10 protein-coding genes and 1 pseudogene are annotated in these 14542 nt (G+C 64.3%); 10 read left to right on the plus strand and 1 reads right to left on the minus strand.

Features of this window, described 5'->3' with window-relative positions:
• Window positions 1-107 precede the first annotated feature (107 nt).
• The 8 genes from rimP to ribF all read left to right on the plus strand — a co-directional run bounded on the left by rimP (window position 108) and on the right by ribF (window position 8393).
• Window positions 108-581, plus strand: a complete 474-nt coding sequence (gene rimP, locus ACMNI9_RS04350) for a ribosome maturation factor RimP (RefSeq protein ID WP_114566938.1) — start codon at window positions 108-110, stop codon at window positions 579-581.
• 25 nt (window positions 582-606) lie between these two features.
• Entirely contained in the window at window positions 607-1821 is a 1215-nt protein-coding gene (gene nusA / locus ACMNI9_RS04355) for a transcription termination factor NusA (protein WP_114566937.1), read from the plus strand.
• Between the two features lie 26 nt (window positions 1822-1847).
• A complete protein-coding gene (gene rnpM / locus ACMNI9_RS04360; RefSeq protein ID WP_114566936.1) occupies window positions 1848-2129 on the plus strand; it encodes an RNase P modulator RnpM in 282 nt (93 codons plus the stop codon).
• 18 nt (window positions 2130-2147) lie between these two features.
• Window positions 2148-4895 (plus strand): translation initiation factor IF-2, encoded by a 2748-nt coding sequence (gene infB, locus ACMNI9_RS04365; protein ID WP_418831004.1) that lies wholly within the window; start codon window positions 2148-2150, stop codon window positions 4893-4895.
• Window positions 4896-5003: 108 nt separating this feature from the next.
• Window positions 5004-5444 (plus strand): 30S ribosome-binding factor RbfA, encoded by a 441-nt coding sequence (gene rbfA, locus ACMNI9_RS04370; protein WP_418831006.1) that lies wholly within the window; start codon window positions 5004-5006, stop codon window positions 5442-5444.
• Window positions 5445-5456: 12 nt separating this feature from the next.
• On the plus strand, window positions 5457-6476 hold the full coding sequence (locus ACMNI9_RS04375) for a DHH family phosphoesterase (protein WP_114566933.1): 1020 nt from the start codon (window positions 5457-5459) through the stop codon (window positions 6474-6476).
• Complete coding sequence (gene truB, locus ACMNI9_RS04380) at window positions 6473-7486, plus strand: tRNA pseudouridine(55) synthase TruB (RefSeq protein WP_418831008.1); 1014 nt, start codon at window positions 6473-6475, stop codon at window positions 7484-7486. Before ACMNI9_RS04375 ends, truB begins: the two co-directional genes overlap by 4 nt.
• Entirely contained in the window at window positions 7470-8393 is a 924-nt protein-coding gene (gene ribF, locus ACMNI9_RS04385) for a riboflavin biosynthesis protein RibF (protein ID WP_114566931.1), read from the plus strand. The genes truB and ribF overlap by 17 nt, the downstream gene beginning before the upstream one ends.
• A 75-nt stretch (window positions 8394-8468) precedes the next feature.
• Here ribF and ACMNI9_RS04390 read toward each other — a convergent pair whose 3' ends face one another.
• On the minus strand, window positions 8469-10382 hold the full coding sequence (locus ACMNI9_RS04390) for an LTA synthase family protein (protein WP_258552630.1): 1914 nt from the start codon (window positions 10380-10382) through the stop codon (window positions 8469-8471).
• Window positions 10383-10679: 297 nt separating this feature from the next.
• Between ACMNI9_RS04390 and ACMNI9_RS04395 the strand changes: the two genes are divergently transcribed.
• Together ACMNI9_RS04395 and ACMNI9_RS04400 are read left to right on the plus strand one after the other, a co-directional pair.
• Window positions 10680-12779, plus strand: a complete 2100-nt coding sequence (locus ACMNI9_RS04395; RefSeq protein ID WP_181792564.1) for a sodium-translocating pyrophosphatase — start codon at window positions 10680-10682, stop codon at window positions 12777-12779.
• Between the two features lie 892 nt (window positions 12780-13671).
• Window positions 13672-14542: pseudogene (locus ACMNI9_RS04400) on the plus strand (hypothetical protein); the annotation flags it as partial.

The following is a 14542-nucleotide window of genomic DNA, read 5'->3' on the forward strand; positions in this document are numbered from 1 at the left end:
CGCATTGCAGAACAGCAAGCGCGCGACGGCGCGCACCATACTTTCGCAGACGAGAAAGTGGGTTTCACCCGCTTTCTTTGTATGTTAGGGCACAGAAAGGAGAAGGCGTGCTCAGCAAAAAGGAACAACAGCTGCTTGACGCGCTGGAACCCCGTGCGGCTCAGGAGGGCGTGGAGGTCGTGACCGTGGAGGTCGTCGGTGCCAAGAAGGCTCCGACCATTCGCGTGTTCATAGACACGCCCGAGGGCGTGAGCTTTGACGAGCTGTCCTCCGCGCAGGCGTGGATCAACGACATCATGGACGAGCTGGACCCGTTTCCCGGGGCTTACACGCTCGAGGTGTCCTCGCCCGGCATCGACCGCCCGCTGCGCACGATCGAGCACTTCGCGCGCTATGCGGGGCAGACGGCCGTGGTCAAGGCGCAGCCGCTCGACGGCCGCGGCACGTGGACGGGCGCCATCCAGGGGGCTGGCGAGGGCGTTGTGACGCTCGACGTGGACGGCTCCTCCGTGCAGATCCCGCTCGACACCATCAAGCGCGCCCATCTCAAGGGCATGATCGATTTCAGCTCGAAGGCTTGAGCTTAAGAGGAAAGGAAGCGAAGACGTGGCAAGTTCAGAATTGATCGAGGCTTTGCAGGCGCTGGCCCACGAACGCAAGATCGACGAGTTCTATCTCATCGAGCGCCTGGAGGTGTCTCTGGCGAAGAGCTACGAGCGCATTCTTGACCTCGAGTGGGATGCTCGCGTGACCATCGATCGCCAGACGGGGCACATCTACGTGTACGAGCTGGTTCCGGTGGGAGAGCCCGACGAGGAAACCGGCGAGTACCTTGAGTTCGAGGAGCGCGACGTCACGCCGGCCGACGTGAGCCGCATCGCCGCGCAGAACGCCAAGGGCGTCATCGCCTCCATCGTGCGCGAAGCGGGTCGTCAGTCCATCTACGAGGAGTTCTCCAGCCGCGTGGGCGACCTGGTCACGGGCACGGTGCTGCAGGGCACGCCCGAGTTCACCATTATCAAGATTCGCGACGGCGTGGAGGCGGAGCTTCCGCACTACGACGTCAAGCGCAGCCCCAACGAGCGCAACGAGCGCCCGGCGGGCGAGCACTACCGTCACAACCAGCGCCTCAAGGTGCTTATCATCGAAGTGCGCGACCCGAATTCCGATGCGCCGAAGATGCGCGGCGAGCAGGCCCGTCCGGCTATCGTCGTGTCCCGCACGCATCCCGATCTGATCCGTCGCCTGTTCGAGATCGAGGTCCCCGAGATCTACGACGGCATGGTGGAGATCAAGTCGATCGCACGCGAGCCGGGCGCCCGCTCCAAGATCGCCGTGGCTTCGCGCGAGGCGAACCTCGACCCGGTGGGCGCGTGCGTCGGCCCCAAGGGCAGCCGCGTGCGCATGGTGGTCGAAGAGCTGCGCAACGAGCGCGTCGACGTCATCCAGTGGGCAGAGGATCCGGCCGTGTACGTGGCCAACGCTTTGTCGCCCGCCAAGGTGACGCGCGTCATCATCGACGAGGACAACCACTACGCCACGGTGGTCGTGCCCGACGACCAGCTGTCGCTGGCTATCGGCAAAGAGGGCCAGAACGCCCGCCTTGCCGCGCGCTTGACGGGCTGGCACATCGACATCAAGAGCGCAAGCTTTACAAGCGAGCAGCTTCCCTCCGAGGGCAATATGCTGATCGACGAGGAAGACGTGGACGACGAGGCGGGCTTGTGCTCGTACGTGGGCGAGGACGGCGTTCGCTGCCGCAACCACGCTCGTCCGGGCAGCCGCTACTGCGGCGTCCACGCGGACCTCGACGAGGCTTAAGAGTTACCAGGTAGGCGGCCTTGCGAATGAACACGACGACGACTAAGGGGCAGCGCAGCTGCATCGCATGCGGAACGCCGGCGGCGAAAGCCGGTCTTCTGCGCATCGTGCGCGATCCTTCGGGCACCGTGTCGTTCGACGGGACCGGCCGTGCGCCGGGCAGGGGGGCGTACGTTTGCTCCGCAGAATGCTTCGCCGCCGCATGCAAGAAGAAAAAGCTCGACCGGGCGCTCAAGACGACGCTCGGCGGCGATGAGTACGAACGGATCGCCGCCGACGTCGCAACGGCCTCGCGCGAAGCGAATTAAGAAGTAGAGGAGTGGTATATGGCCAGCATGCGCGTACATGAGTTGGCGAAGGAATTCGATATGTCGAGCAAAGAGCTGCTCGACAAGCTGCAACAGATGAAGATCCCTGCGAAGAGCCATGCGAGCATGCTCGCCGACGCCTACGTTGAGAAGATCCGCAAGAACCTCGAGCCCGAGATCAAGCAGCGCGCGGGCCAGCTCGAGGACGAAGAGGCCAGGAAGCTGGCGGAAGAGCGCGCCGAGGCCGAGCGCAAGCGCGCCGAGGAAGAGCGCGCCCGCCGCGAAGCCGTGGAGCAGGAGCGCGCCGCCCGCGAGGCCGAGCGCGCCCGTCGCGCCGAAGAGGGCCCGTCCGACGAGGGCGGCTCCCACGACGAGGGCGACCATCCGCGCAAAGCGCCGGCGTCGTCGCCGTTCGAGAGCCTGGCCAGCCAGATCGAGAGCGAGAAGGAGCGCGTAGCCCGCGAGGCTGCGGAAGCCCGCGCTCGCGCCCGTCAGGCCAAGATGGCCGCCGAGGTTGCCAAGAAGCAGGCCGTCGAGGAAGCGCTGCGCCAGCGCAGCGGCAAGGGCGGCAAGTCCGCTCCGGCCCCCAAGAAGCCCGCTCCGGTGCTGGGCGCCAAGAAGGGGTCCGGTTTCGACTCGCTGCTTTCGCAGATCGAGGCCGAGAAGCAGCGCATCGAGGCGCAGAAGCAGGAAGCGTCCTCCGCACGCAAGTCGGGCAAGCCCGACCGCGCTCCCAAGAAGCACGGTCGCAAGGGCGGCCACGTGGAGCAGATCGTTCCCGAGCTGGAGGCGCAGCAGACCCAGCCCGAGGACCGTTATGCCCAGATGGCCGTGCAGGCCGAGAAGCTGCAGCGCGACAAGGTGCTGGCCGAGGCCCGCGCCGCCGTTGCCGCCGCCACCACGTCGAGCGAGGGCGAAGGCCGCCGCAAGAAGCGCAAGCAGAAGCGCGAGGCCGAGACGCGCGAACGCTTGGAGCTGGAGGCCATCGAGAAGGGCCTCGACCCCGAGCTGGTGCTCGACGACTCCGTGGTGGAGATCCCGCAGGGCTCGACCGTCGGCAAGTTCGCCGAGCTGCTGGGCGTGCAGCCTAACGACATCATCAAGCGCCTGTTCATGCTGGGCCAGGTGCTCACGCTGACGCAGTCCATGAGCGACGACCTGGTGGAGCTTATCGCTGACGACATGGGCCGCAAGGTGCGCGTCGTGTCTCCCGAAGAGGAGTACGCGGTGGTGTACCACGACAAGGACGAGGACCTCAAGTCGCGTCCGCCCGTGGTCACCGTCATGGGCCACGTCGACCACGGCAAGACGTCGCTTCTGGACGCCATCCGCGACACCGGCGTGGTGGCCAGCGAGGCCGGCGGCATCACGCAGCACATCGGTGCGTCCGTCGTCGAGATCGACGGCCGTCAGATCACGTTCATCGACACGCCGGGCCACGAGGCGTTCACGGCCATGCGCGCTCGCGGCGCCCAGGTCACCGACGTTATCGTCCTGGTGGTTGCCGCTGACGACGGCGTCATGCCGCAGACCATTGAGGCTATCAACCACGCCAAGGCCGCCGAGGTCCCCGTCGTGGTGGCCGTGAACAAGATCGACAAGCCGGGCGCCAACCCCGATCGCGTGCGCCAGGAGCTTACCGAATACGGCATCATCCCCGAGGAGTGGGGCGGTTCCAACATGTTCGTGGAGGTGTCGGCCAAGAAGCGCCTGCACATCGACGACGTGCTTGAAACCATCCTGCTGCAGGCCGATGTGCTCGAACTCAAGGCGAACCCCAACGCCGAGGCTTCCGGCTTCGTCATCGAGGCGAACCTCGACAAGGGCCGCGGCCCCGTGGCCACCGTCCTCGTCCAGCGCGGCACGCTCCATCCGGGCGATGTCGTGGTGGCCGGCACGTCGCACGGCCGCGTCCGTGCGCTGGTCGACCCGCGCGGCAAGCACGTCGACGAGGCACTTCCGGCGGATCCGGTGGAGATTCTGGGTCTGAACAGCGTTCCCACCGCCGGCGACGAGTTCCGCGTGTTCGCCGACGAGCGCGATGCGCGCAAGCTGGCTGAGGAGCGCGCGCTGCGCGCCCGCCTGGCCGAGCAGGACGCCAAGTCCCACATGAGCCTGGACGATCTGTTCAGCCGCATCGAGGAGGGCAAGCAGACCGACCTGAACCTCATCGTGAAGGCCGACGTGCAGGGCTCCATCGAGGCGCTGCGCGACGCGTTCGAGAAGATGGACCAGTCCGAGGTGCGCATCAACATCGTGCACTCGGCCGTGGGCGGCATCACCGAGACCGACGTTACGCTGGCCTCGGCCTCCGACGCCATCATCATCGGCTTCAACGTGCGCCCGACCGGCAAGTCCAAGCAGCAGGCCGAGAAGGAGAAGGTGGACATCCGCCTGTATCGCATCATCTACCAGGCTATCGAGGAGATCAATGCGGCGCGCGTGGGCCTGCTGTCCCCGGACATCGTGGAAGAGGACACTGGCATCGCCGAGGTGCGCGACACGTTCAAGGTGCCGAAGGTGGGCACGATCGCCGGCTGCTACATCATCGAGGGCGAGATCAACCGCGACGACAAGGTGCGCATCGTCCGCGACGGCACGGTGATCTTCGAGGGCGTCATGGCTTCGCTGCGTCGCTTCAAGGACGACGTGAAGTCCGTGAAGCAGGGCTACGAGTGCGGCATCGGCATCGAGAAGTTCCAGGACCTCAAGGTGGGCGACCACATCGAAGGCTACCAGATCAAGGAAGTCGAGCGGACCGAGTAACCGTTCTCCGTCACTGCAATAATCTGCGCGCTCGTCAAACGTTCCACGTTACACTGGGCTTGACGAGCGCGTTTTGCGCATAACCCCTCTTCGGAAGGAGATGGCATCATGAAACAGAGTTCTTCCAACCGCAAGGTGAACGAGCAGGCCCGCGAGGTCATCGCGAGCATCCTTTTGTTCGAGATATCCGATCCCCGCCTTGAGCTCGTGACCATCACGGGCTGCGAGGTCAGCTACGACCGCAGCGTGTGCAACGTGTTCTACACCACCGAGCCCGAGCGCTACGAGGACGTGGCGGCGGCGTTTTCCAAGGCGTCGGGCCGCATCCGCTCGCTCATGGCTCGCAAACTGTCGTGGCGCATCGCTCCCGAGCTGCGCTTCTTGCTGGATCGCAGCGTCGACCAGGCCGAGCGCATTGCTACGGCGCTCGAGCGCGATGCCGCGCGCAACAAGGTGGACGAGCCGACCGATGCGGACGTGCCCGCCGACGCCGACCCCCTTGCAGACGAGCGCGCTGGCGCGCAGGTGGCGGAATCGGCCGACGAATAGCAGGGAGACCGTATGTCCGTTACCCCCCAAACGAATACCGATCTTGCGGCGCTTGCCGCGGCGTTCAAGCAGCGCGATGACTTCGTGCTGTGCGGGCACGTGAGCCCCGACGGAGATTGCATCGGGTCGCAGCTTGCGCTCGCTGCCGCATTGCGGCAGCTTGGCAAGCGCGTGACGTGCGTGCTTGCCAAAAACGAGCCGATCGACGAGCGCTTGCGGTTCCTGCCTGGTGCCGACGACCTTGTTCCGGCCGAGCTGTACGAAGGGCCTGCGCGCACGTTCGTGGCCGTGGACGTGCCCACGCGCGAGCGCATCGCCGAGGCTGCGGCCGCGCTGCGCGACCAATGCGACCTTGCGGTCACCATCGATCACCATGCGGTGGATACCACGATGACCGACCTGGTGTACGTGGATCCGGACGCGGCGTCTACCACCGTGCTCGTGTGGGACGTGGCGGGGCTGCTCGGCGTCGACCGTTCGGGAGACGTCGCCCTGTGCTGCTACACGGGGCTGGTCACGGACACGGGGCGCTTCCAGTATCAGAATACCGACGCGGCCGCCATGCGCGCCGCGGCTCAGATGGTCGAAGCGGGCGCCGACCCGGCGTTCGTTTCGCGGGCCATCTTCCAGAATCGCTCGCTCCCCTCGGTACGCCTCGAAGGCGTCGCCGTGGGCCGCATGCGGTTTGGAGCCGGCGGCGCGTACGCCATGAGCTGGCTGTCCCTTGACGATTTCGAGTCGGCAGGCGCGGTGAAGGCCGACGCCGAGCCCATCATCGACGCGCTGCGCGCAGTGTCGGGCGTGCGCGTTGCCTGCATGCTGCGCGAGCAGGGAGACGTCGTGCGCGGAAGCCTGCGCGCGAAGGACGACACCGACGTTGCGACGCTCGCTCGCACGTTCGGCGGGGGAGGGCATCGGGCTGCTGCGGGATTCACGCTCGAATGCTCCTTGGACGAAGCGGTGGCCTTGGTGGACGCCGCATTGGAGAAGACGGTTGGGGCCAAGGCTGGCGAAGGGGCGTGCACGGGGTGAAGCGGGGAACATCGGGGCTTTCGCTGGTCGTCGGGGTCAACAAGCCCGGCGGCATGAGTTCGCATGACGTGGTGAATCGATGCCGGACCATATTCGGGGAGCGTCGCGTGGGGCACACGGGCACGCTCGATCCCATGGCAACCGGGGTGCTTCCCATCTGTATCGGCCCCGCCACCAGGCTCGGGTCGTATTTGACCGCGCACGACAAGCACTACCGTGTGACCATCGCGTTCGGCGTGGGGACCGATACCGACGATGCCGAGGGCCGCGTGACGCGGACGGGCGACGTTCCGGCTTGCGTGACCGACCCCGTCTTCGCCGCTTCGTTCGTGGAGGGACTGGTGGGGGCTAGCAAGCAGCTGCCGCCGGCGTATTCCGCCATCAAGGTGAACGGGAAGAAATCCTACGAAGCTGCGCGTGCGGGCAACATCATCGACCTGGCTCCGCGCGACATCGAGGTGTACGAGGCGCGCTTGCTCGAGGTGCGCGAGGGCCGCGGCGACGAACTTCCCACCTGGGACGTGGCGTTCCACGTGTCGAAGGGCACCTATATTCGCGCATTGGCGCGCGACGTGGGGGTGGCGCTCGGCTGCCCGGCTCACGTTGCCGCGTTGGAGCGGACGCGCCTGGGGACGCTCGACTTGGAAGAGTGCGTCAGCTTGGACGTGCTCGCGGAGCTCAAGGACCGCGCCGCGCTCGATCCCATTCGGCTTTTGGGCGGGCGCTTCCTGTTCGCGCAGGATGCGGCTGTCCCGAAGGTGGCGAACGGCTCTCCGTTGCCCGCTTCGGCGCATCCCCTGTACGAGCGGCGTCGCTCGACGGCCGACCTTGAGCTGTGCGCGTGCACCTCGGGCGTGCGCGAAAGCTGCACGGGTCCGAAGGACGGGGAGACGGTTGCGGTGATTGCCGACAACAAATTGGTTGCGCTGTACGGTTACGATCAGGCGCGCGATGCGTATCAGGCGCGCTGCGTGTTTCAGACGGGGGTGTCTCGTGGCAAAGATCTATAGGGCGGACGAATCTTTCGACCATGCGTTCTTCTCCGGCGCGTCGTGCGCGTTCGGCGTGTTCGACGGCGTGCATCGCGGGCATCGGTTCCTGCTTGACTGCGCGCGCGAGACGGCGCGCGAAAGCGGCGGACGCAGCGTGGCGCTGACGTTCGACATCGATCCTGACGAGGTGTTTCACCCCGATCGGCTCAAGAAGCTCATGACGAACGACGAGCGCTTGGCCATGCTGGCGCAAACCGGCGTGGACGCGGTGGTAGCGCTTCCTTTCACGCGGGAATTCGCGGCGTCTTCGCCCGAGCGCTTTCTCGTGCAGACGTTCGACGGTACGCCGCCGGCGTTTCTGCACGTGGGGTTCGACTTCAAGTTCGGAGCTCGCGCGGCAGGGACCGTGGACGACCTGGATGCGTGGGGCTCTGTCGAGGGCACGCACGTGCGCGCTCATAGCCTGAAGAGCGAAGACGGCGCGCCCATAACGGCCACGCGCATCCGCCTGCTTTTGGCCGACGGCGCCATCGAGGAAGCGAACCGGCTTCTAGGACGCGCGTACTTCATGACGGGAACGGTAATGCCCGGGCGCGGAGAGGGCGCGGACCTGGGATTTCGGACGGCGAACCTGGTGGTGGACGATCAGCTGCGCCCGCTAGGCGACGGCGTGTACGCCGCGTGGGCCGTGGTCGACGGCGCTCGCTACAAGGCTGCGGTCAACGTGGGTGTGGCGGCTACGTTCGCCGATCGCGCGACGGCCACCTGCGAAGTGCATCTGCTCGATTTCTCGGGCGACTTGTACGGAAAGCCCATCAAGGTGGAGTTCCTGCACTGGTTGCGACCCATGCGCAAGTTTGACGACCTCGAAGAGCTCATAGCCACCGTGCAGGGCAACATCCAATGGGTGAGGGATAACCTGTAGGGTTGTGCGCGCAAAACGGGGAATGGCGCAAGGCGGGGGACGGTATCGTCTCCCGCCTTGTTCGTTGTCTCGACCTTAGCCGAACAGGTTGTCGTACTGTATCCAGGCGTAGGCGTCTAGCAGGTTTTCGGCGTCCGCTTCCTCGTCGAGCCAGTGCCAGGTGCCGTCGGCGCTCAGGTAGCCGTTGAGGTTGACGGCGGGTATGGATTCGCTGGTCGACAGCAAAAAGCGCTGGTAGTTCGTGGTGGGAAGACCTGCTGAATCCACCAGCTTGGCACCCAGGTAGTTCAGGCTCGACCGTTGCTCGACCGGTCCTGCGGCGAGGGCGTCGGCTTCGTGCTCGGCAGGGGTTCCGCGCTGTTGCTTGATTGCGCGCGCGGCATCGTTTTCCCAGATGAGGTAGGGTACAGCGTAGCGCGACTGCACGGCATCGAGCCCCAGATCGTCTGCGGACACGCCTTCGTGCGTGGCTTCGAACAGCCAGTCGCTGAAACCGGGTTGATGATCGCCGAAGAAGCAGAGGACCACCGGCCTCTCAAGCGCGTTCAGCTGCTCTGTCAGATACGCCAGATCCTGGTCTGCCTGGCGGATGACGCTTGCGTACTCGTTCAGCTCGGGCGACGTGGTTCCGTCGGGAAGAGGAACGCTCACGCTCATCTCTTCGGAAAGGCCGCCCACGTCGTAGCCCCCGTGGTTTTGCATGGTCACGTCGAAGATGAACTGGGGCTGCTCGTTTTCCGCCAACAGGTTCAGCACGTAGTCGTAGGTGGCGCGATCGGTGACCAGGCCGCGCAACGTGTCCGCGCCGTCGAAGGAGGCTATGTCGCTGAATCGGTCGAATCCCAGCTGCGCGTAGATTCGGTCGCGCCTCCAGTTCGTGCCCTCGGCCGGATGCAGCGCGTGCGTGGCGTAGCCCATCGATGAGAAGTACGACACCAGGCTTTCGGCTTTGTCCAGGTCGTAAAGCACGTACGGATACACGCCTCCGCCCAGGTGCGCCATGCTCGACCCGGTCAGAAACTCGAACTCGCTGTTGCAGGTGCCGCCTCCCATGGCCGAGGCGTAGGCTTCGCCGGCCTCGAGCGCTTCGGCGGCAAGCTCGTGGAACCGGGCGGGGCGGGCCTCGGTGTCGGCAAGGCCGGGGTAGCGCGACAGGTCGGAGAACGTCTCGTTCATGATGGCGATGACCGTGGGCTGTTCGACAAGTTCGCCGGCATGCGCTTCCGGGATGGCCGTGGCGTCTGCGTACGAGTCCAGCATGTCCTCGATGGCCGCGGTCGCGTATCCGTCGGGTTCGGCGGGGCTCAGGTCTTGGACGCGCTTGAGAAAGCAAAGCGCCGATCCTTGCTCGGCGTACGATTCCTTGACGCCCCATACGTCCACCGTGCAATCGAAGGCTTTTTCGATGTCGACGGCGGCTAGCGACCAGCCGAAGCCTCCAACCAGCACAAGCGCGCACGTGGCGTTGGTCAAGCCGCGTCGGAACGAGAGCCGCTGCTTCGGCATCAGGAACAGCACGGCGCAGTACCCCAAGAACAGCGCGATGCTCGCAAGCAGGCTCGCGTCAAGCTCGAAGGAGTAGCCCGATCCCACCGACGCGGCCGTGGACAGGGCGAACAGGTCGGCAGGCACGACGGGCTGGCCTTTGAACATGATGACGAAGTGGTTTGCCGTTCCGGCCGCCAGGCAAGCCAGCAGAAACGCCGCAACAGCCGCACGGGAGCGCTGCCCGACGAAGTAGCAGATGCCGAAAAGGATCGCCAAGAGGACGAGGTTCAACCCCGCATAATAAGGATCCATGGAAAGCAGGTTCGCGTTGTAGGGCACTTCGAGCAGCAGGAAAGCCGTTGGCACGGCAAGCGCAAGAACGAAGGGACGCGCCTTTTTCGCGAACGGCAGGGATCGGAAGCGATCGACGGCGCCCGCGATCAGGGCGAAAAGCGCACGTACCGCGTCTTGTGCGGCGCGTGCGTGGCGTATACCGGGCATAACGTGCTCCTCGCGTGGTTCAGATGCATGCATCGTCGGTGATGTGAAAAGGCGAAGTATACCGGATATCGCTTCGTTTGCAGCTTGAATCCGCCCTGATTGTCGATGCGCGGCCTGATTCCTGGTGAAACGCTTGCAATTTCATGTATCCAAAAAAACTCGATTACGGGTTCACATTATCTGCAAATCCTCTAGAATAAAGCGGTTGCGACTTTCTCGCTCGAATGCCCGGCGAAAAGGTCGCATATCGTATTGGTCGAAAAAAGGAGGAGACACGTGACTACTGCAGTCGCATGGATGGCTCCCGTGTGCGCCCTCATCGGCATTTGCATGGCAGCCTACCTCGGAACGTGGGTTCTGAAGCAGGATCCGGGTCCGGACAAGATGAATAACATCTCCCTGAAGATCCAGCAGGGCGCTAAGGCGTTTTTGATGAGCGAGTACAAGCTGCTCGTGATCTTCATGGTGATCGTGGCCGTTGTTATGGCGGTATTCCTGTCGCCGATCACGGCGCTTGCGTTCGTCACGGGCGGCGTGATGTCTGCGGCCGCCGGCTACGTTGGCATGCACGTGGCAACGCGCGCGAACACGCGTACCGCTCACGCTGCCGAGGAGTCGGTTGCCAAGGCCCTGAACATCAGCTTCAAATCCGGCCTCACCATGGGCCTGTGCGTGGCGTCGTTCGCCCTGCTGGGCCTGTCGCTGTGGCTTATCCTGCTGGTGTTCGGCATCGACATCGTCGAGGTTGCTCAGATGCACACCAACATCGGCATGGTCGAAGGCTTCGCCACCGGCGCTTCTGCTGTTGCGCTGTTCGCCCGTGTGGGCGGCGGCATCTACACGAAGGCCGCCGACGTTGGCGCTGACCTCGTGGGCAAGGTGGAAGCGGGCATTCCCGAGGACGATCCCCGCAACCCCGCCACCATCGCCGACAACGTAGGCGACAACGTAGGCGACGTGGCCGGCATGGGCGCCGACCTGTTCGAGTCCTACACGGGCGCCATCCTGGCCCCTACCATCCTGGCCGCCACCTTCGGCGCGCTGGGCGGGTACTTCGCCACGGGCGACCTCGTGTGGGCCCTGGTGACGCCGCTCATCATCGCGGCAACCGGTATCCTCACGTCCATCATCGGCCTGTTCGCCGTGCGCACCAAGGAAGGCGCTGCCCTGCACAAGGCGCTCAACCGCGGCACGTACCTGGCTGCCGGCATCGAGATCGTCGTGATCTTCTGCCTGTTCTCCATCTGGAACTCCCAGTCCGTCGAGGCGCAGCCGCTGTGGCTGTTCGGCTCGGTGCTGTGCGGCCTGGTGGCCGGCCTTGCCATCGGCAAGATCACCGAGTACTTCTGCTCCGACAAGTACAAGCCGGTCCACAAGATCGCCGAGGCTGCCGACACCGGTGCCGCCACGGTCATCATCGAGGGCATCGGCACGGGCATGCTGTCCACCATCGCTCCGATCGTGCTGGTTGCTTTGGCTATCATCGGCGCGTACACGTTCGGCAACCTTGCGTTCCCGCTCGCCTCGGCTGAGGGCGGCATTGCCGTCGGCCTGTTCGGCGTGGGTCTTGCCGCAACTGGCATGCTTTCCAACACCGCTATCACCATTGGCGTCGACGCGTACGGCCCTGTTGCCGACAACGCGGGCGGCATCGCCGAGATGGCCGGACTTCCCGAGGAAGTGCGTGATCGCACCGACGCGCTGGACGCCGTGGGCAACACCACCGCTGCCATCGCGAAGGGCTTCGCCATTGCCTCTGCGGGCCTGTCCGCTATCTCGCTGTTCGTGTCCTACCAGGCCACGATGCACCATGCTATTCCGAACTTCGAGCTGACGCTCACCGATCCTCTGATCGTTGCCGGTATCTTCATCGGCGCCATGATGCCGTTCATGTTCGCGGCCCTCACCATGGGCGCCGTGTCCCGCGCTGCTCATGCCATGGTCGAGGAAGTGCGTCGCCAGTTCCGTGAGATCAAGGGCATCATGGAGTACGAGGCCGAGCCCGAGTACGACAAGTGCGTGGCCATCTCCACCAGCTCCGCGCTGCGCGAGATGATGCTTCCCGGTTGCCTTGCCATTATCGTGCCGGTCGCGATCGGTTGCTTCAACCCGGCTATGCTGGGCGGCTTTTTGGCCGGCGCCGTTGCCACGGGTATGCTCATGGCCATCTTCATGTCCAACGCCGGTGGCGCGTGGGACAACGCGAAGAAGTACATCGAGCAGGGCTATCATGGCGGTAAGGGATCCGATGCTCACAAGGCCGCCGTTGTCGGCGACACCGTGGGCGATCCGTTCAAGGACACCTCTGGTCCGTCCATGAACATCCTCATCAACCTGATGACCATCGTTTCGCTGACGTTCACCCCGCTGTTCGTCGCGATTCAGACGATGATGTAAGCGCTCGTTCGAAAAGCTTGCACGTTTCGGGACCCGGCTTCGCGCCGGGTCCCGTGTTGTTTTAGGAGGCGGTCGCGCGGCGAGGACGGGCGCTGCCCGCGTACCCGGTTCCGTTCCAGTTTCGGGGGCTTGCGACGTGCCCGGCTCCGTCTTGCGCTTCGGGGACTTGCAGTCCTCGCTGACCCCATCTTCAGTTCGAAGTTTTGTCAAAACGGACGAGTTTTGCTGGTCCTCAAACCAGGATAAAGCAAGCCGGTAAGCTTCTGAACTGGGATAATGAAAATCACGCATCAGCGAACAACCTCGAGAAGGCGGAAAATCGCCGCAAAACTCGATCGTTTTGACAGCGGACCGTGTCAAATACATTCTGCTACTGCACGCGTTCCTGCAAGCTGTCCGTTCCGCCGGTCTGCGTGCTCCGCTTCGGTCCGCACGGTTGTTTCAGCCGGTGCGCTCGCCTCGGCTTGCGCGCCTGCTTCAGCCTGCGGACCTGCTTCAGCTTGCGCGCCTGCTTCAGCTTGCGTACCTGCTTCCAGCCGTGCGTCCACTTTGACCCGCGTGCCTTCCTCTAGCTGCGCGCTCGTCTCGGCCCGCCCGTTCGCCGTTTGCTTTCAGCCGCGATCCCGCTTTCGCCTTTGCCTGCGCGTGCATCGGCGCGGATGCACGCCTGCCGTCTTCTGGGCGTGGTTTTGCGAAAACCTTGCAGGAATCTAGCACGGGTCTAGCGGGAATCTAGCAGGAATCCAGCGCAAGATAACGTGAAGATAACGAAACGATTGTCCGCGAACATGAGGGGCGTTGCCCTTGCTAGTCTTAATATATGACTATATACATCAGCCATATAACAGCGTTGGAATGTTGGCGGTCGGGAAGGTTCGACGCCCGCCTTCGGGTGCCCTGCTCTGGAAAACGCGTTCGGCATCCCGTCGGATCGTCGGAGCTTATCGGCGATGCGGACAAGGCGGCGCGGGCTCGCAGCCGCGATGCCGATACCGCGGCGTTTTTCCAGGGCCGCAAGGCCGTAGATGTCGATCGCGCTCGCGGGGATTCCCTGCTTCTTGAAAGCGGATTGCCGCTCGGGCGCGTTTCTCGCGAATCGCCCGTGCATGTGGTCGTGCCCTGTACGTGCGATCGGATCGACCGCGTCGGCGTGCGCTGCCATGTTCATGCGCGCCCGTTTCCTCCTGGATCATTCGTGCGATTGGACGAAGATCTGTACGCGAGCTCGCCGGAGCTGTGCTTCGTGCAGATGGCTTCCGTCTTGCCTGCGTTGGAGCTTCTTGCCTTGGGATTCGAGTTGTGCGGAACGTACGCGCGCAACTGCGATGGGCGCACGCGGTACGGGAGGCCCATGCTTTTGACCACGGCGTCGGCCCTTGCTCGATACGTCGAATCTGCACGGGGAATTCCTGGCGCGGCTGCGGCTCGAAGAGTCCTCAAGCATTTGGTCGCCTGTTCCGCTTCGCCGCGCGAGACGGCTTTGACGTTGCTGCTTTGCCTTCCGCGAAGAATGGGCGGCTATGCGCTTTCGCATCCCGAATTGAATTATCGAATGGATGTGCCGGACGCGCGGCGAGATTGCACCGAAAAGGGATACTACTTATGCGATCTGTACTGGTCGCAAGCGAAGCTCGACGTTGAGTACGAAAGCGACGAGTACCATACCGGTCCTTCTCGGATCGCAAGGGATTCGGAACGTCGCGATGACTTGTCCCATCTGGGGGTGTCGGTGCGCACGATGACGAATCACCAGATCATGGATC

It is taken from the genome of Paraeggerthella sp. (assembly GCF_048427265.1).
GTDB classification, from domain to species: domain Bacteria; phylum Actinomycetota; class Coriobacteriia; order Coriobacteriales; family Eggerthellaceae; genus Paraeggerthella; species Paraeggerthella hominis.